An 18,789-nucleotide genomic window follows, 5' to 3' on the forward strand; every position below is an offset into this window, starting at 1 on the left:
CTATGCTTGCGGGGCAGGTTTAGCGGGCATACCCAACAGGCTGGTATCGAAGCCGGTATGCTTGCGGGCAAACCACCATAGCAGCGCATTCCACGACACCGCCGCGACCATATTGGCGCAGGCCGCACCGACGAGGCCGAAGGGCGGGATCAGAATCAGGCACAGCGTAACATTGATCGCCAGCGCCACGGCGGTGAGTCGCAATGCCAGCACCTCATAATGGCTCATAATGAGCAGCGAGTGCGCCATGCCGATGGATGCGCTGAAGCAGAAGCCGATGGCGATGATGAGGGCAGGCGTTGCCGACCCTGAGAATTCCGCGCCAAATAGCAGCGAGAGCAGTTCCGGCCCGAAGAACCAGATGATGAGCGGCAACGGGATTGCGCTAAGCAGTGCCAGCCGCGCGAGCAAGGTGGCTGTGCGCGCTACACTTTCGCGGTCATTCTTGGCGAGGAAGTTAGAGAACCGCTGCCCCGCGAGCATGTTGAGCGCGATATAGCCAAAACTCGCCAGCATCGCGATCTGCAGCGCCGCCCGGTACAGTCCAACATCGGCGGCAGGAGCGAAACTACCCAGCAGCAGCATGTCGACATAGCCATTGAGCTGCACCAGTCCGGCGCTACCCGCTAGTGCGGCTGCACTGGCAATCCAGGACTTGCGTTGCTCATTTGTCACTTCAACACGCGGTTGGCGTTCAGTGATAACCATCATAACCACTTGCCCAATGGCGAAGGCAATCAAAGCTGCCAGCGCCAGCGCAGCAAAAATCATCGGCAGATCGTATTCAGTGCCGCGTACACCGTAGAAATGCCAGCCAAGGAACATGCCGCTGAGGAGCAGCAATGGTCTGACGAGAACTTCGGGAATCTGCGCGACAGCAGGCCGATCAACGCCCCGGATGGAAGCCATCCGCATTGCCGAAATCTGATCGCACAACAGTGTAAAAGCGATCAGACCGACAACGGGCAACGCAATCGGTTTGAGCAGTACGGCCACCTCGGTTTGCGCCAGATCAATCGCGATCAAGCCCATGGTCCCGGCAAGGATCGCCATAATCAAAGCGCCGCCTGCACCCATCCATGTCATTGCGCGCGCGGTACCGCTGACAATACCCTCTTTGGATACTGCGCGAAGCACCATTGCAGACCAGCCGTTGGAGATCGGAACGGCGGCGAGGCCCAACAAAGCGATGCAATAGGCATAGACCCCTAGCGCCTCCGCGCCGAACAGTCGCGCGATGCCAATTGAGACGCCGACCGATAGGCCCGTACCGACGATCCGCAACCCCGCGACCGAGAGCGATTGTTTGATCAGCTTGCGCAGCATCAGCGGCTCGATTGCCTGCATCGCCACGCCTGGAACATCAGCACGTTCCACAGCATCGTTTCGTGATCGCGCTTGCCCGAAAGATGCTCGGACCAGCGTTGCCGGATGGTCGCAGCATTGAGAAGGCCGCTCTCTTTAAGTGCAACCTCTGACAGTTCGCTCTCAGCCCAATCACGCAAGCCTGTACGCAGCCAGCGCCCAACCGGAATAGCAAAACCGGCCTTGGGGCGATCCACCAATTGGCGGGGCACATGACGATACAGCAATTCGCGCAGCAGTGTTTTGCCTTCGCCGCTGCCATAGCGCATTTCCGCAGGCAGGCTCCACGCAAAGCGGAACAGATCCCGGTCTAAATAGGGTGTGCGGGTTTCCAGCGCGACAGCCATCGCGGCGCGGTCAACCTTAACTAGTACATCGTCTGGCATGTATGTAGCAGTGTCGACTAGCATCGCGCGTTCGGCGAAGGATAGGCCGGTAGCCCTCGTGTCCAAGGCGCTCGGGAGGGCGGAAAGACTGACCTCTTTTGCCATGATGGACAGAGGATCATCCGATGTGGCCAGCAGCCGATCATGAAACGATGCTTCATTGGGCATCGCCATAACGCGGGCGAGCTTTTGGAGTTTTTCGGCCGGACGTCCTGCGGCCAGTTCTTTCGGCGCGAGCGATCCAGCGAGGCGTACCGCCCCATTGACCAAGCCGCCCGGAATGCTCGCCAAAGCGCCGCCAGCTAATCGCCGCAAGGGGCCTGGAAGGCGCGAGGCATTGGCCCATACGCGCGGTCCTTGGAAATAGCGATTATAGCCGCCAAATATCTCGTCCCCGCCATCACCCGATAGCGCCACTGTCACATCGCGCCGCGCCATTTGTGCGACGAGGAATGTCGGTACTTGGCTTGAATCGGCAAACGGCTCGTCATGAACGCCAGAGATAGTGGGAACGGCGTCCTGTACCTGCTTTGGTGTCAGCACCAGTTCGGTGTGATCGGTGCCCAGATGTTCGGCCACTGCTTTGGCCGCAGGAGACTCGTCAAAACCGTCCTCGGCCATCCCTATAGAGAAAGTGCGGACCGGCGTGCTTGCACCCGCTTGCATCATCGCGACCGTCAGCGAGGAATCGATCCCGCCAGAAAGGAATGCGCCCAGCGGTACGTCAGAAATCATCCGCCGTGCAGTGCCCGCCCGCATCAAGGTTTCGGCGCGGTCAATCGCTTGATCGAGTGTTCCGTCAAACCCTGCATCGCGGCTGGTCAGCGCATCGCCGGACATGTCCCACCACGCTTGCGGCTCCGGCAATTTGCCAGCAGCAATATCCTCAGGGCGGATTGTGATGCGATGTGCGGGCGAAAGCTTGGCCACGCCCTGCCAGATTGATGCCGCTCCCGGGATGTACGAATATTTGAAGAAATCACCCAGTGCATCGAGGTTCATTTGCGGTGCAAAACCGGGAACCGCCTCAAGCGTGCGCATTTCCGAACCGAAAAGCAGGCAGCCCTTGCACAGACCGTAATAAAACGGTTTCTCGCCGAAAGCGTCCCGGATCAGAGTCAGTGCGCGCTTTTGCTTGTCGAACAGAGCGATGCCGAACATGCCATCGAGGAAATCCAGCGTCGGCTGAATCCCGTCGCGGGAAAAGCTCTCGAGCAGGATTTCCGTGTCTGAGTGTCCGCGCCATGTGATCGCACCGTGGCGGGCTTCCAATTGCTCTCGCAGCTCGATGAAGTTGTAAATCTCGCCGTTCAGCGCGAGTGCGAAGCGCTCGTTCTGCGATTGCATGGGTTGGGCACCGGCCGGTGACAGATCGAGGATAGAGAGCCGCCGATGCCCCAGCGCAATTTGCGCTTCCTCATCGACCCACAGGCCTTCTGCGTCGGGTCCGCGATGTGCGATGGCGTCAGACATCGCCTTGGTCAGCGATGTATAGTCACCCCCATTTAGCTGATCTATCGGTCCGAAAACGCCTGTCAGGCCGCACATGCTAGGCTATCCCCACACGAAATGTTCGACACAGCCCATATAGCCAAACAGTCGGCGCAGGAACTGCGGATGGTTTTTGCTGCAAATACCCTGTGCGAGCCGCGGTACCAGCTTAAACTCGGATTGCTCCTCTAGGGCTGCCGCGGTCGCTGGTGCTTTGCACACGGTAATCGCGTATTTCCCATAGGACGCGCCGAGCAACATGGTGTCGCCATCGACAATAACATGCGGATATTGCGGCGACCGCCAGCGGAAATTGCCGTATTGGCCATCGAGCGCCAGTCGATAAAGTCGGTCGTAATTTTTGCCATCGTCGCTCAGCGCGATGTGCATCAAGGCGCGGCGCACGGTGGGGTCAAAATTGCCCACCATAGCAGTGGTCCCGCCGGCCAATTTGAACGGGAAAAACTTTGACGTGTCCGACGGAAAGGCCAGCGGATAAGGCTGCGACCACGCATCGTCTGCACCAAGATTTGCCGCCCATAGTCGGCCGTCCCATGGACTGTTATTGCGGAGCATGACTGTCGCTTCGCCGTCCGCGTAGTCAGCGATAATCGGCTCGTCAGGCAGCACCAGACCTTGCTCTCCGTCATCGGGCAAGTCGGGCACCGGCATTCGTGCGCTAATTTGCCAAGTCTGGCCGTCATCATCGCTGGTGCCTAGGTAGGTTTGGCGGAACCGGTCGCGCAGACCCATGGCCAGCTGGCCGTCGAATGTTCGCGCAGGGTAGTTATTGATGTAGCCGTCCAGCATCGCGCGTTCAGGTCCCCAGCCATTCTCTGCGCCCAGCCATTCGGCCTCAATCATGGCGAGAGAATTGCCAGTTTCTTCCTGAATGTCCTGAAACACACCCTTGCCGTCATGTGTGGCATATTGGCCAAACAGCTTGCCATCGCGCTGCGCAAAGCCGCGTGCGACGAGACCGTGACCCTCTTTCGGGCTGGCGAGAAGTTTTGGCTCGGACCATGCCATTCCGTCGTCAGAGATCGCATAGCGGATCACCTGGCCGGGCTTGTCCTCTGCGCCGTACCAATAGCTGAACATGATAAAATACTGTCCGTCATGCTTCGCGAGGTATGTGTGGTTACGATGCGGGCGTTTTCCGGTCTCGGGATCGGTAATATCGCGGGCGACGAATGAGCAGCTGAGTGGCAGGTCTTGGACCGTGGTCGCTGTCAATTCGGGCCATGCACTTTCGGGGACGCCATCCCGATTGATATAGGGCACCGCACTGGCAGGGCCAGTTACATACCAGCCAACCAATGCGGCCAGCAATAATGCTGCAATCAATGCGATACGGAAAAGCAGCGCCCAAATGGATCGTTTCGCCTGTTCTGGCATTATGCGTTCCCCGTGGGAACAGGTTGATTGGCTGCCGCAGCCTGTAACAGCGCCTCCCATTGGCCGACCACATGTTTGGATGAGTACGCCGTTACGGTTTGAGGTGCGCGGGAGCCCATTTGGTGACACTCTTCGGGGTTGTCGATCAGATGCTTGAGCGCTGCCGCCAGTGCGCCAACACGATCCTGTCCGGGGTCAACTAGCAAGCCATTCGCGCCGTCTTTGATAAGGGCCGTCGGGCCAGCGCAGTCGGAAAAGCCTATCACAGCGCGGCTGCTCGCCATGGCCTCGATCGCGACCATGGAGAGCGATTCGTAGCGTGAAGGTACAACGACGAAGGCAGCCTTGGCGTATTCGCTCGGCACGTCACGCAGGACGCCGGGAAGTTCAATCTGATCGGCAAATGGCGATGCGGCGATCTGCGTCTCAATTTCAGGTCGCGTTACGCCGTCTCCGACAAATCGCAGGTGCCAATTCGGACAATCGCCCGCAATTCTTTCGAAAGCTTCGATCAATACGCCTTGGCCCTTTTCGACGCGCAATCCGCCGACGCAGAGAACGACTTTCTCGGGCGTGACATCTTTTGCGGGCGCAAAGGCGTCCATCGGTACCGGATTTGGTAGCACTACCAGATTGCGCCGATAGGCCTCTGGGTGCTCATCACGAATTACCGGTGACACAACAGTTTTGGCATAGGACAGGCGCTGGGTCAGCCGGGTTAGCGCCAATTGTAAACGCCGGTCTTCAAAATGCGCGCCGGCGGTATGCTCGCTAAGGATCATCGGAATGCCTGTCCCAAGCAGTCCGAATGCCACCGGAACATAGGTGGAGTGCATAAAGGCTATCGCTGCATCGGGTTTCAGTTCTTTCGCGAGCTTGCGAATCCCGAGCACAACTTTGGGCATGCTGGAGCGAGGGGTCCGCACCCCAGGGTCGCCAGCTCCAAAACGATGGACCGGTATCGTAGGATCAAGATCGTAGAACAGCGGCTGGTCTGACCGGTCGAAGGTTGCGACGTGCACGTCATGCCCGCGCTGAGCCAGGGCATTCACCACATCAACGAATACGCGTTCGGCCCCGCCGCCCGCGATAACGAGCCCCTTGATTGCGAAGAGCAGCCGCATGACCGTCTAGCTTGCCGTCGGGAGAGTATCGTCGACACCCTCCAGTTCGGGCCGAGTCGGATAGGTCACAAGTATCTTTTGGTCATCATCAAGCGGCTTGATGATTTTCGCCGGCACTCCCCCAATTAACGAGTAATCCCCGGCGAGTGGCTTGGTAACGACGGTCCCGATTCCCGCGACGCAATATTCACCGATTGAAGAGTGTGGCACCATCTGCAGTCCAGAACCAAGATAGGTGTTGCGGCCCACCGTGATTGCGCCATCCGCCTGGCGATTGTGAGTCCATAAACTTGAGAGCCGCCCACCCAAGATCACGCTCTCGCCGAAGCTTACGCCGCCAGTGAAATCTATCTTATGCTGCGCGGTTATTACGGTATTTGGCCCGGCCTCAAACGTCCCAGCCAATGAGTCCGCCGCGACGGGCAATGCGTCCACTTCCGGGTCAATGATGGAATTGATCTCATTAAAACGATCAATCAGACAGCGATCGGCTATAACTACACAGCGTCCGCCGCGGATGATGTTACCAAACCGGATCAGTGCCAGACTGCCTATTTCAAGCCGTCCATTGTGCAGGAATAGGTTGAAGTGGCCGATCTTTGCATCGTCCTTGATCGTGCATTCGCCAGCGATGATAACGCTCAGACCAATCCGAACGCGCTTGCCGATATGATAGCCAAACAGCCCACGATAAAGCGGGCGTTTAAGGAACGATGGCAGCGGAGCTATCAGGCACGCGAGAAGCAGCCATATCTTTCCGGAACGACGATATATGGGTTGGGCCACAGCTCAGTCCCTTGTTAAAATGCCTGAGCTGACGCCATGTAATTCGGCCGCTCGATATCGAAAGTTTTTAGTATCGATGGAGCGACTTCCACAGTTGATATCCGATGTTCTTCGAAGCTCTCATTATCGGCCAATTTTGCTGGATCGTAGATCAGCATAATCCCATCCGGGATGTGATAGGCATTGGCGCCGGCGGCGTCCTGTAACTCAAGGTTTTTGAGCCCGAACGCAGCGGGGTCAATCCGCTCACCTTCGAAATCAACTTCAAGCGCTTCCAGATTCTCGGCCTTCAGTTCGAGCCGCAAGATACCCGATCCCAATTCATCGACCACAATGTGATGGCCATTGATATTCAGGGCGCCCAATTTTTGTTTGAGACGATCACGAGCCGAATCCGCAACCAGGACATTATATTGGGGCGCCATAGATGGCCGGCGGCTCCACTCATCGTCCGACAGGCCGAGGGACGACATAAGGTTAGAAAGGCTGGAGATTGTAACTGCCGTGTTGACGGGCTTGCGGTCGTCAACCGCGGCCTGCCCCATGCTGCTGGTGACAACCAATTGATACTCGCTGTGCTTGTCGCAAAAATCCATCAAACGGCGGATCTGGCTGTCTGCCTCTTTGATGGCGAAAGGAATCTCACCCCCCCACTGCTGCGACCATTCCGGCGCGAAGCGGCCCTGCTCATAATCTTGCGGGAACAATGCTGGCCAATAGCGGTGCATCGACGAGGCGACGTGATTGGTAAAATAGAAAGCGGCATCCGGACGGTTCTTGCGAACGGCGTTGATGAAGAAATCAAACGCAATTTGCCCCTGCGTCGTCCGGCGGCGAACCACGCGGTCCTTATTGACGCGCTCAGAAGCGAGCTGCTTTGCAACTTTACCTACTGTTGCTCCGCTTAGGCCTAATCCGGGCGCCTTGGCGAGGAACTCTGCAGCACCGAGGAGCGGCAATTTATTGTTCACGTTCAAAGCATTTTGCTGAACCATGGACAGATTGAACTTCTGAAAAGCCTCGAAATCCGCCGGGAAGCATTCCGGGCCCGCCGCAAATGTGTCGGGAACGTAGAATGCGTAATCCTCAACTTCCTCGGGGAGCGGATATGAGTGGAGTGATCCGAACATCCCGACCTTTTTCCCGCCCCGCTGCAACAAGCGCCAAATCGATGGGAACTCGCGATCGACGTGACTCAGGTCCATACCGAAGTCAGAGATCTCGTGCTCTTCATTGCTAATTCCGCGATGAAGTGTCGGCCAAGTAATCCACGGTGAAAGGTGGCCTGTATCCTCGGCGACGGTGACATACTTGCGAGCATGCGCTTGCAATCGCTTTAGGCCATCAAAACCGTCCATCGCAGCAAAATGCTCGAAAATTCTCTTTGGAACTTCGTTCAGCTCATAAAAAATGGTCTTGGCAGCGCGCATGGGGTGCTCCTGCTGTGCGGCGATCAAAAAGTGTGACGTTGTTTTCGCGGGTTGGCGCGTTCATAGGGAAGCATCTAACCGAAGCAAAGCCCCTAAAGCACGAAAGCCAAAGACCGCCATGTGGCCATATCTTGCATTCATTCTTTTTTTCACGGTTTCGGCAATGGGGGTGCGAAGGCAAACGATCTCTTCCGTCTGGGCAGCCACATGCTTTGCAGTGATTACGGTGTTCGTCGGATTGCGTCACCATGTTGGAATGGATTGGAACAACTATCTGCGGCAAATGGGCGCGGTTGCCTGGAGTTCGCATAGCGGATCGATCTTTGACATAGCCGAGCCTGGCTACGCGTTGCTTCTCTATATTTCTTCGCTGTCAGGCATCGGCATCTATTTTGCCAATCTTGTGACAGCAGCGATTTTTGCGGCAGGTCTAGTGGCGTTTGCGCGGCGTTGCCCGACGCCCCGGCTAGCACTGCTTGCCGGGATCCCGTTTTTCACCGTCGTGGTGGCGATGTCTGCCAATCGGCAAGCGCTGGCTGCCGGCATACTCATGCTCATTTTTGCGCATTGGAACAGGGCGACTCCCATTGCCAAGCTCGCAGTAATCGCTTTGGCTTCCTGCTTCCACGTAAGTGCGCTGATATTTATGCTGTTCGTTGGGCTGGATCTGAAAATGCCCAAGGTCGTGAAATATTTTGCTGCCGCGCTAGCAGGCGTCGTGATTATTTACATTTTGAGCCAGACCGGACGGCTCGACTATGCTCAGGAGACATATCTGTCACAGGAGGAATACGCACAGTCTAGCGGGTCATATCTGCAAATGCTTCTTACTGTCACGCCTGCACTGGCTCTGCCGTTGCTGTGGCGCAAACGGCATATATTATTCGGAAATCGGTTGGTTTTCCAAATGGCCATTTTTGCATTACTTCTGACGCCATTGGGGTACTTTTTCCCCGTGGCGACAGCCCGCGCGCTGATCTACGTTTTCCCCATGACGATGTTTGTTTTCTCAGCCGTGCCGTACATGTTTCAAGAGAAAAATAGGCCTTTGATTCTGCTTGGTCTTGCCATTGTGTTTGTCGCTCAGATGGTGGCGTGGCTAACTTTCTCGGCCAACGCCATCGCACACTTCCCATATGACAATTTTCTCATGATCGATATTTTTGAATGGGAAACTGGCGTTTTGAATTGATTGTTGCCGCGCAGTCTTAGCGCTCTTCAATCGCGTCGATTATTGATCGAATTTGGGGCTTCGCGCCGGGGTTGATTGCCGACCAAGCATGATTGAACGTGGCGTTTCGCTGCGAAGAATCTAGCACGCGCTCCAGTGCAACGAGTAACCCCTCGCGGTCTTTGATGAGCAGCGGGTGCGCGGCGTAGAGCAGGTCGCTCTGCAGTGGCGTAAGGCTTGCGACAATCGCGGGTTGACCGAGCCTCAACGCATCTGAAAGTACTGTGGATGGCGATGTTATGGCGGCGGAGAACTCGCTTAGCCGCTCATAGGGCCAATCGTCTGGCCAGCGTGTGAAGCCCGCCTCGGCGATGGCATTTTCTAACCGCGCCTTTTCAGCAAGATCGACCATGTCGATTTGCGGGTGTGGCCTCCAAAATACTCTGGCCGGCTCTTGACCAAGGGCTTGCGCTGCTTTGCAAACCATATTGACGAGAGCAATATCGGCGTCGGCACCATTCTTGTGATAGGCAGGGTGTTGTAAGTGAGTGTACGACGTCAGCAGCGCCCAACTGCCGTCGCCGACGGACACAGCAGGTCGCGGCAAGGGAAGTGCGGTCGTGCGACCATAGGCGGGCAGAGAAGCCCCTAATCGGGCATCCGCGCCGCTGGGAAAGATCGCGATGTCGGATAGGCCGGCAAAGGGCCAGCCCACATTGGTCCCGTGGACAATATGTGCAGTTATAGTGCCGCGCGCCTGCATGGCTTGCTCTAGCTGAGAGCTATCCGCATTTCCGGTGTGGCCAAACAGCGCGTGCCTCACCGCAGAACCTCGTGAGGCTTGGCCCCACCACTTCGCATAGGCGGCGCCCTGCACCATGCGATAGGCGACAGCTACGCGTTCACGAAAGGGAATGGCGCCGCGATATCGCGAGACTTGGCCGATGCTCGCGAACATTTGCCCGAGCATCTTTGGGAATGCGGTCAGATAACTGCCAAAGGACAGCGGGCGCATCATGACACATTCCGTTAGATCGCTCTGTAGATCGAGCAGAACCTTTGTATCTGTGATCGATGCAGCGGGGCGTCCCAATTGTACGATCGGAATTCGGCTTTGAGGGTGCGCTTGCTGATTTTCTCGCAAAGCGCCGCATAGATGGCGCGTGCGCGTGGTATCTTCGCCATGGATTGCGGCAATTGTTTCCGCAGTTGCGAGGTGGGTTTGAGCAAGCCGTGGCGACGACCCTCCATGACGCAGGATCAACCATCCTAGCGTGGCGATAGCCAATTTAAACGCTGCAATCTGTGCAATCGCGCTAATAAAGATGCTGCTTGGCGTGCGTTCTTGTGCACCGTTCTGCGTTGCCAGCGCTGCCAGTTCAAAACGCCAGAGTGGATCGGATACTTCGCCGACCATTGCGCTGACCCGGGCCGTGATGTCCTGCGGTGTTTGCATACGTCCTTAGCGTGTAGCCAAAGTTGCCAGGTCCTTGAACAGTGTTTCCATTGCCGAGCGACCTTCAGAGAGGAAGCGGTCGAGATTCTGCGCCTCGTCACCATGCCATTGTGCGGATCGCGCAAGAATCTCGGCGTCGAGGTCCTGCGGTGATACCACCAAACGCCATGGCTCCAGCCCGGCATCGGCCAAAGTCGCTTCGTTCTTATGCGTGTTGGAGGATAGTGCCAGCATCGGGGTGCGTGCAGCGAGGCAGAAGATCAGCATATGGAACCGGCCTGTTACGACCAGCTCTTTCGCGGCGACTTTAGCGGTAGTCACATCGCGCTCCGCTTCCTGCTCGCGGTAATCCTGCCAGGTCGCCCGGAGGGCGGATGCAGCGTGGATCGGATTGAAGATCGCGCTCTTGCTCTGACCAAAGCGAAGCAACCACCGCAGTGTAGTCATCGGCTCAAGATCAAGTTGGACCAGCGGCAATGGTTCGGCCTTTGCCGCCCACATTTGCTTGTAGAGCGCCAATGCCTTTGGCCCCTGCACGCTATCGCAATAGCCGACACCGGTCCGTGTTTCTGCTTGAAGCGGTTGATGGAACAGCGCGAGATCGGGAATGCGCCGCGCTTCGATGCCATGCGAAGTGAGTTCCGCTTGACTGGCGCTTTCGCGTACAGTCACAATGTCGAAATGCTCAAGCGCCCTAAGCGCGTCCGCGCTGTTTGCTTGCCAGGTCGAGTTGATCAGAGCAGCCTTGGTGCCATGCTTCTTGGCGAATTCTCCGGCCTCCAATAGTTTGATCCCGGCAGGCCGGTCGTGATGGATTGTGCCTTCGCCGTTGATGACGACTAGATCTGCCCTCTCGATAGCGTTGGTGATCGCTGTATCGCTACACCAATCACTGTGAGCGGGACTTTTAGCAGTATAGCGGATGCCCGAACGTGCGGCGAGCGTGTCCATGGTTTCGATCACGGTTGTGCAACCGTGATGGCGGTCAATCCGCGTGTCATTGAGAAGAACCGCGTCTATCATGGGCGTGTCCCGGTCAGTAGATGGCGCGGTAGCCTCCGTCACAAACGCCCGTCGCTTTGGTCTTTCGGGAACAGGCCTTTGGCATCGAAGAACACGGCATTTTGATGGCCCAGTGCGCGAATAGCGTCTGCGCCCATGTCGGCGAATTGGTGATGTCCGACTGCGAGAATAACGGCGTCATACACACCCTCGGCAGGCGCATCGGCCAATGGCCGAATGCCAAATTCATGCTCCGCCTCGTCATGGTCGATCCAAGGATCATAGGCATCGACATCGGCGTTAAATTCGCGGAGCCGTTCGATTACGCCTGCAACTTTGGAATTGCGCAGATCGGGGCAGTTTTCTTTGAAGGTCAGTCCAAGCACGAGCACTTTGGCATCGGCTACCGGCACGCGGTTTTTGAGCATCAGATGCACGACCCGATCGGCTACATAGGCGCTCATTCCGTCATTCACGCGGCGACCAGCCAAGATCATTTCAGGGTGATAGCCAACCTGCGCTGCGCGGTGGGTCAGGTAATACGGATCAACCCCGATACAGTGCCCACCCACTAGGCCGGGTGTGAAGGGTAGGAAGTTCCATTTGGTACCTGCTGCAGCGAGAACCTCGCGTGTATCGAGCCCCAGTTTTTCAAACAGGATCGCCAGTTCGTTGATCAGCGCAATGTTCACGTCGCGCTGGGTGTTTTCGATTACCTTTGCCGCCTCGGCCACTTCAATCGAAGCGGCTTTATGCGTGCCTGCGGTGATGATCTCACCATAAAGCGCGTCCACTGCGTCGGCCACTTCGGGGGTCGACCCGCTCGTGATTTTGGTAATCAGCGGGAGGCGGCGCTCTTTGTCGCCCGGATTGATCCGTTCGGGGCTGTAACCGGTGAAGAAATCGACATTGTGTGTGAGTCCCGAAACGCGTTCGAGTACCGGGACACAATAGTTTTGCGTGCAGCCGGGATAGACCGTCGATTCGTAAATCACGACGCTGCCCTTTTTCAGAGCTTTGCCAACAGTCTCAGAAGATTTCAGCAACGGGGTTAGATCGGGCTGGTTGGCGCCATCGATAGGGGTCGGCACGGTAACAATAAACACGCTGCAATCGTGAAGGTCTGCGGGATCGGCGCTGAATGCCAGGTGCTTCGCTTCCGCCAGTTCGTCGGCATCGACTTCCAGCGTTTCATCATGTCCGTCACGCAGCTGCGCAACGCGGCCCTCGCGAATATCGAAACCAAGCACATCGCGGTTTTTTCCGAATTCGACAGCCACTGGCAGGCCGACATAGCCGAGTCCGATAACTGCGATTTTTGCGTCACTAAGATTCATGGGAACTATTCCTGAGAGAAGCACTGTTGCGGTCCAGAATCGGTCCGCGAAACTAGCATTCGTGATTGCGCCGCTGCGTTACGGATGCAGTGCGGTCAGTCAAGGCCGCAATGGCCCATAGCAAAATTTGACGCGCGCGCCCGCACCTGCGACTTGACACTCGCGGCCTGCCGGAAGAGAGCGTGCGCGGATTCAGATGGAGGGGCCAAAGTCATGCTGCAGAACCGGAACCGTTCATGAAAATTGCCCGCGGACAACAGACGTCGACGCTCACTTATGGCTGGATAGCTCTTGGGCTTTTCGCGGTGGTCGCGGCGCTGCTGGGTGGCAGTTCGCGCTACGACGCTGTGCAGATTACGGTGCTGAGGCCACTCGCCGCGTTGTTTCTGATCCCGGCACTGTATTTTTTCTCGCGAGAGAAGTTGGCCGATCTCAAAACGCCGGCGATGCTGCTTGGCCTGCTAGCGCTATGGATGGTGATCCAGCTCATTCCGCTTCCGCCCGGAATTTGGCAGTCGCTGCCCGGACGCGAACCGGTTGCTGCTATGGGTGCACAGGTAGGGCAACCCGATCTTTGGCGACCAATCTCGATGGTTCCCTCGCGCGGGTATAATGCGCTGTTCAGCCTGCTGCTGCCCGGTACCGCATTGCTGCTTTTTGCGGCAATGGGCGCGCGCCGTGCGATGCCATTTCTGGTCCTGATCGGATTGGGTGCTGCCAATGCGCTGCTAGGGATATTGCAAGTCGTCAGCGGCGAAAGCCGTGCCTTGTTTTTCTATGAGATCACTAACTTTGGATCCGCGGTTGGGTTCTTCGCAAACCACAATCACAGCGCAGTTTTCGCCGCGTTGACGCTGCTGGTCATAGCCTATGTGATGACCAGCGCGGCGTTTGCCATCAATCGCCCATGGCAGCGCTTCTTGCTTGGAGCGGTCTACCTACTTGTTCTCCTGGTTGCGCTGGTCGGTGGCTCGAGAGCAGGTCTTTTGACGACGATTATGGCTGTCGCGGCAAGTGGCTTCCTATTCCGCACTGCATGGAAGAACCAGCAGCAGACGAACGTGCGCGAAGTGGGGCGCTTGCCAGTTCGCCCAGGACTGGTCTTTGGCGCCATTGCAATAGGGTTGGTCGCGATCGTTGGAATGTTTGCTATCTTTGACCGCATCCCAGCGCTGGCGCGGGTCACTGAAGCGGGTACGTTTGAGGGTTTGCGCTGGATCTTGCTTCCGGTGCTGCGCGAAATGGTGATGACCTACGGCTTGTTTGGGGCCGGTTTCGGTTCTTTTGAAGAACTATACCATATCCATGAACCCGCTTCGTTGATGTTCCCGTCTTACGTCAATCAGGCGCATAACGATCTTGCCCAGCTTATTATCGAGGGCGGCCTGCCTGCTGTCGCGATATTGATTGCATTTCTGGTGTGGGCGGCGCGGGCAATGCGCGATGTTGTTCGGTCCGGTCATGACCGGCTATCCAAGCTTGTATTTTGGCTGACGACCTTTGCGATCATCATCTTTGCCAGCCTGTTCGACTATCCACTCAGGACGCCATTGTTTCAGGTGATCGCGATTTGGCTAGTCGCGATATTGTCAGTCGAGCGAGCAACCGCGATTGCACACAGGTGATTTGGGGATGGCATTGCGGCTCTAACCGGCTCAATATGCATGACAAAGCAGAGGCGAATAGGATGATTGCCGGGAAAAACCTCTTTGCTTATGGTGGGCGTATGGTTAAGGCGACGGCTCTCGCGACGTGAAGGACATCATGACAGGTTTGACCAAAACGGTGCTGGTATCGATGGCGATGGCGCTTTCACTAGCTGGCTGCGCCTCCAAAGATCGCTCGGTAGGCCTCGCGCCCAATATCGAAGTCGCTGCTTTATCACAGCTCCCTGCTCCTTCCGGGGTAATGCCATATACTGTTGGCAAGCAGGAGCAGCTTGAAATTACCGTGGCAGACGCGGAAATGCTGAGCGGTACGTTCCTGACTGATGCAGAAGGCTATATTGCCTTCCCGCTTGTTGGCGACTTATTCGTAGCCGGTAAGACTCCCAACCAAACTGCGCGGATGATCGCTGATCGCCTGCGCGGCGAGTATCTGGTCAATCCGCAAGTTCGCGTTCGCCCGTCGAGCATGATTGCTCCATCGATTTCAATCGGCGGTGAAGTGACCGCCCCTGGAACCTATCCTGCAGCAACGTCACAGACTTTGCTGCGTGCGGTGAATAATGCGGGTGGATTGGCCGAATATGCCAAGGTTGATGATGTGCTGGTAATGCGCACGGTCGATAATCAGCGTTATATTGGTGTCTACAATATCGAAGCCATCCAGCGTGGAAATTACGAAGACCCAGTGATTTATCCAGGTGATATCGTCACGGTCGGCGACTCTGTCGGCCGCCGTAATCTTGAGAATATTCTGCAGTTTATTCCGCTACTATCGACGAGCGCGATTCTGATCGATCGCGCCTTCCAATGATCGCGAGCTAAGATGACCAATTCTTCTTCCGTCGATAATGGCTATCCGACTGGCCCTGTGGACGAGACGCCCAACACGTTCTCGATTGATCTGGAGCGTTTTTGGATTCAGGCGCTCAACCTGAAATATTGGCTGCTTGGCATTATCGCTCTCGGCCTTATTGCTGGCTTAGCCGCCACTTTGATTGCAACTGAAAAGTTCCGAGCGACCTCGCGGATCGAGATTTCGCTGGTCCGGCAGAACATCACTGATGCGGAACCGATCGAGATCGAAAACCGGGGGGCAACCCTTCAATATCTCGCCACGCAATATGAACTGCTCGAGTCGAAATTCCTCGCTCAGCGCGTGGTCGAAGCCGGCAATTTGGCACGTGATGAGCAGTTTCTTGCTGCGTTCGACTTAAAAGAATCAGGTAATTTGTCGCCTGCTCGACTGCAGAATATCTTGCGCGGCAATATTACGATTGCCCCGGTCACCAGTTCCAACTTGGTTGATATCAGCTTTTCCAGTTCGAACGCTGAGGTCTCTTCGCGCATCGCAAATCTGTGGGCCAAGGAATTCCTCGACGCTAATTATGAGAAACGCTTTGGCGCCAATATCGAGGCGCGCGAATTCCTCGAAGAGCAGATTGAAGAACTGCGTGAACGACTGGCTCTGTCCGAACGTGAACTGATCGATTACGCTAATGCCAATGGTATTGTGATTTTGGCGGCCGGCGGCGATGGCGAAGGCTCTGAAACGGCAACGCAGACGCTTGTTGGCGCGGAACTAACCGCGCTCAATGAGGCTTTGGCGCAGGCTACTACGGAACGGATTCAAGCACAGAGCGCACTTCGGGCCGGTGCGCGAAATGAAACCGGCGCCGCAGCCGCCGCTGGCTTACGTAGCCGCTTGGCAGAAGCGCAGTCGCAACTGGCTGAGTTGCGTTCAAAATTCGGCCCAGCCTATCCTGAAATTCGCTCCAAAGAAGCGGAAATCGCATCTTTGCGGCAAGCGCTTGACGGCGAAAGTGCAGTTGATAATCGCGACCTTCAGGCAGCTTTCAACAAGGCGCGCCTGCAAGAAGATTCGCTCCGTGCCAAGCTACAAGAGTCGAAGAATACCTTCCTAGGCCAGCAGGGTCAGGGCATTCAATACGGCATCTTGAAGCGCGAAGTTGATACTAACCGCCAACTGTATGACGCGCTGTTGCAGCGTTATAAGGAACTCGAAGCTGCGGGCGCTGGCAAGAACAACATGGCGCTGATCGATTCGGCGACACCGCCAGGTGGACCGTACGCACCGTCGCTGATTCGCAATTTGCTTATTGGGTTGGTGGCTGCGCTGCTCGTTGCCGCGGCATTGGTCTATATTCGCGAAACGATGGATCAGACGGTCCGCGACCCATCGGATGTTAGCCGCCGTCTTGGCCTGTCACCGCTTGGCCTTATCCCGCGCGTCGAATCGGACGATATCGTGGAAGAATTGCAACGGCGTAGTTCGGAAATCAGCGAGGCTTATGCTGCTGCACGGACGAATATGGCGTTCCTTACGTCCAACGGTGCGCCGCGCTCGCTCATGCTGACCAGTACGCGGCCGAATGAAGGTAAGAGTATTTCCTCGGTCGCTCTGGCGCGCAGTTTTGTCCAATTGGGCAAGAAGGTACTGTTGATCGATGCCGATCTGCGGCATTCGGGTCTGAGCGACTTCATCGGTATTAACTCGAATTCCGATCTGGGGCTTAGCTCCATGCTGAGCGGCAACGATCAACTTTCAGCCGCTGTTGTGCCTGTTGACCCGCATGGCTTTGACATCTTGCCGACGGGCCTTCGCCCACCAAACCCAGTTGAGCTGCTCGCTGGACCAGGTTTGAAAGACGTCGTTGAAAAGGCGCTTGAAACCTATGACCAAGTGATTGTCGACGGCGCGCCTGTGTTGGGCCTTGCCGACGCGCTTGAGGTGTCCAAATCGGTCGAAGGCGTTGTCTATGTGATCGAATCCAACGGGGTAAATATCCGCGCCGTTGAGAACGCTCTGCTACGACTCAAATCGGCCAATGCCCGAATATTTGGAGCGCTGGTGACCAAGCTTGATCAGCGCAACTCGGCCTATGGCTATGGTTATGGTTATGGCTACGGTTATGGCTACGGTTATGGCGACGGTGCGGACGAACGAAGCCGCTTAGAGAGCTAAGATGGCGATACGGCCTGCTCGTTTAGTCGCGGTTACGGTGCTTGTTCTGATCATCGCCGCGCTGGCATTCCTTCAGGCTGCGAGCAGTGTTCTCACTCGCAAGCAACCGATCTATGCGGCGCAATTGTTCCCGCTCAACGGACTTGCGGTGGAGCAACTCGCTGCGCGTGAATTTACATCGACCGTCAAAACAGAGGCGGACATTGTCCCTGCTGCCATGGCAGCAGCAGAAACGGCACGTCGTGCCTTTGCCCATGATCCTCTGGCCCCTAAAGCCTTGGCGATCCTAGCCATTGGTGAATCCGACGCCACCGACAAACAACAGCTTCTGAACGCCGCGACCGAGCTCAACCGGCGTGACCTCTTGCTTCAGGGCTTGGTCCTGGAGGGCCAAGTGGCCCGCAAAGACTATGTTGGCACATTGGATACGCTCAACAGCATCCTGCGCGTTCACCCGGAGCAGAAGGCCAGCTTCTTTCCGATTTTGATGCAGGCGCTGGGTGACGACGCGGCCTTACCAGCTCTGGCGGGTATTCTTGATCGCGACGAAGAGTGGCATGATGATTTCCTGAAAGCGGCTTCGCGAAATCCGGCGGCGATTCCAAACCTAGCAAAGCTGCGCTTGTCTCAGGGCAAGGTCGATCCGGAGGTGGATCGACGCTTGATTGACGGCCTTGTCGCGGCCGGCGAAGTAGAACAAGCACGCCGTATTTTTGCCTCGGCCACCGGACGCGACACCACGGTTCCGGGCGAAAATGCCACGCTTGATTGGATTTCCGAATTCCCGCCCTTCGACTGGAAACTGGCAGACGAAGCCGGCTTTCGGGCGCAATTGGGCGGCAGCGCGACCGAGTTGGAGATATTTGTCAGGGGCGGCAAAGGTGGTCCCATTGCGGAACGGCTCGTCACGTCGCCGACGGGTCCGTTCACGATCCGTGTTGCGCATACACTCGCACCGGCAGAGCAAGTGAAAGACGTGCGCCTTCAATTGCGTTGCCCCGGCGCCGAAGAGCCTTTCTTCGACGAACCCTTCCGCATCCGACCACACGGCTTCCGCGTTCGGGCTGCGCCGGCGCAATGCACGTCTGTGTTGCTGACGGTTCATGCACGTGCATGGTCCGGTCGGTCGTCGATCCGTGGCAATCTGGACGCTTTGGAAATCGTCCAGAACTGAGATGCCCGTGGTTTAACGC

At 56.7% G+C, this 18,789-nt stretch carries 14 protein-coding genes; 5 read left to right on the forward strand and 9 right to left on the reverse strand.

Going from position 1 to position 18,789, the window contains the following annotated elements:
* Genes J9777_RS12395 through J9777_RS12420 form a run of 6 tightly spaced genes read right to left on the reverse strand, consistent with a single transcriptional unit; the run spans nt 1 to nt 7,980 of the window.
* The gene (locus J9777_RS12395; protein ID WP_209349127.1) at nt 1-1,377 is read right to left on the reverse strand and encodes a polysaccharide biosynthesis C-terminal domain-containing protein; all 1,377 of its coding nucleotides are present in this window, start codon (nt 1,375-1,377) and stop codon (nt 1-3) included.
* Nucleotides 1,326-3,299, reverse strand: coding sequence for an asparagine synthase (glutamine-hydrolyzing) (gene asnB / locus J9777_RS12400; protein ID WP_209349128.1), 1,974 nt, complete (start codon nt 3,297-3,299; stop codon nt 1,326-1,328). The genes J9777_RS12395 and asnB overlap by 52 nt, the downstream gene beginning before the upstream one ends.
* Before the next feature lie 6 nt (nt 3,300-3,305).
* Complete coding sequence (locus J9777_RS12405) at nt 3,306-4,640, reverse strand: exo-alpha-sialidase (RefSeq protein WP_209349129.1); 1,335 nt, start codon at nt 4,638-4,640, stop codon at nt 3,306-3,308.
* Nucleotides 4,640-5,764, reverse strand: a complete 1,125-nt coding sequence (locus J9777_RS12410; RefSeq protein ID WP_209349130.1) for a glycosyltransferase — start codon at nt 5,762-5,764, stop codon at nt 4,640-4,642. Before J9777_RS12410 ends, J9777_RS12405 begins: the two co-directional genes overlap by 1 nt.
* Nucleotides 5,765-5,770: 6 nt before the next feature.
* Nucleotides 5,771-6,550, reverse strand: coding sequence for a hypothetical protein (locus tag J9777_RS12415; RefSeq protein ID WP_209349131.1), 780 nt, complete (start codon nt 6,548-6,550; stop codon nt 5,771-5,773).
* Nucleotides 6,551-6,564: 14 nt separating this feature from the next.
* Entirely contained in the window at nt 6,565-7,980 is a 1,416-nt protein-coding gene (locus tag J9777_RS12420) for an alkaline phosphatase family protein (protein WP_209349132.1), read from the reverse strand.
* Here J9777_RS12420 and J9777_RS12425 point away from each other — a divergent pair.
* Complete coding sequence (locus J9777_RS12425; RefSeq protein ID WP_209349133.1) at nt 7,961-9,172, forward strand: EpsG family protein; 1,212 nt, start codon at nt 7,961-7,963, stop codon at nt 9,170-9,172. The two genes, J9777_RS12420 and J9777_RS12425, sit on opposite strands and share 20 nt — an antisense overlap.
* Before the next feature lie 16 nt (nt 9,173-9,188).
* Here J9777_RS12425 and J9777_RS12430 read toward each other — a convergent pair whose 3' ends face one another.
* Genes J9777_RS12430 through J9777_RS12440 form a run of 3 tightly spaced genes read right to left on the reverse strand, consistent with a single transcriptional unit; the run spans nt 9,189 to nt 12,946 of the window.
* A complete protein-coding gene (locus tag J9777_RS12430; RefSeq protein WP_209349134.1) occupies nt 9,189-10,607 on the reverse strand; it encodes a hypothetical protein in 1,419 nt (472 codons plus the stop codon).
* Nucleotides 10,608-10,613: 6 nt separating this feature from the next.
* The gene (locus tag J9777_RS12435; protein ID WP_209349135.1) at nt 10,614-11,630 is read right to left on the reverse strand and encodes a polysaccharide pyruvyl transferase family protein; all 1,017 of its coding nucleotides are present in this window, start codon (nt 11,628-11,630) and stop codon (nt 10,614-10,616) included.
* Nucleotides 11,631-11,668: 38 nt separating this feature from the next.
* Nucleotides 11,669-12,946 (reverse strand): nucleotide sugar dehydrogenase, encoded by a 1,278-nt coding sequence (locus J9777_RS12440; protein WP_348631999.1) that lies wholly within the window; start codon nt 12,944-12,946, stop codon nt 11,669-11,671.
* A 236-nt stretch (nt 12,947-13,182) separates the two neighbouring features.
* On the opposite strand from J9777_RS12440, the gene J9777_RS12445 reads away from it, so the two are divergent.
* The 4 genes from J9777_RS12445 to J9777_RS12460 all read left to right on the forward strand — a co-directional run bounded on the left by J9777_RS12445 (nt 13,183) and on the right by J9777_RS12460 (nt 18,770).
* Entirely contained in the window at nt 13,183-14,571 is a 1,389-nt protein-coding gene (locus tag J9777_RS12445) for an O-antigen ligase family protein (protein ID WP_209349136.1), read from the forward strand.
* 139 nt (nt 14,572-14,710) lie between these two features.
* A complete protein-coding gene (locus J9777_RS12450) occupies nt 14,711-15,424 on the forward strand; it encodes a polysaccharide biosynthesis/export family protein (protein WP_209349137.1) in 714 nt (237 codons plus the stop codon).
* A 12-nt stretch (nt 15,425-15,436) separates the two neighbouring features.
* The gene (locus J9777_RS12455; RefSeq protein WP_209349138.1) at nt 15,437-17,596 is read left to right on the forward strand and encodes a polysaccharide biosynthesis tyrosine autokinase; all 2,160 of its coding nucleotides are present in this window, start codon (nt 15,437-15,439) and stop codon (nt 17,594-17,596) included.
* 1 nt (nt 17,597) lies between these two features.
* On the forward strand, nt 17,598-18,770 hold the full coding sequence (locus tag J9777_RS12460) for a hypothetical protein (protein ID WP_209349139.1): 1,173 nt from the start codon (nt 17,598-17,600) through the stop codon (nt 18,768-18,770).
* Nucleotides 18,771-18,789: the final 19 nt, after the last annotated feature.

Origin of the sequence: Pontixanthobacter sp. CEM42 (assembly GCF_017812015.1) — a bacterium.
Classification (GTDB): Bacteria; Pseudomonadota; Alphaproteobacteria; order Sphingomonadales; family Sphingomonadaceae; genus Pontixanthobacter.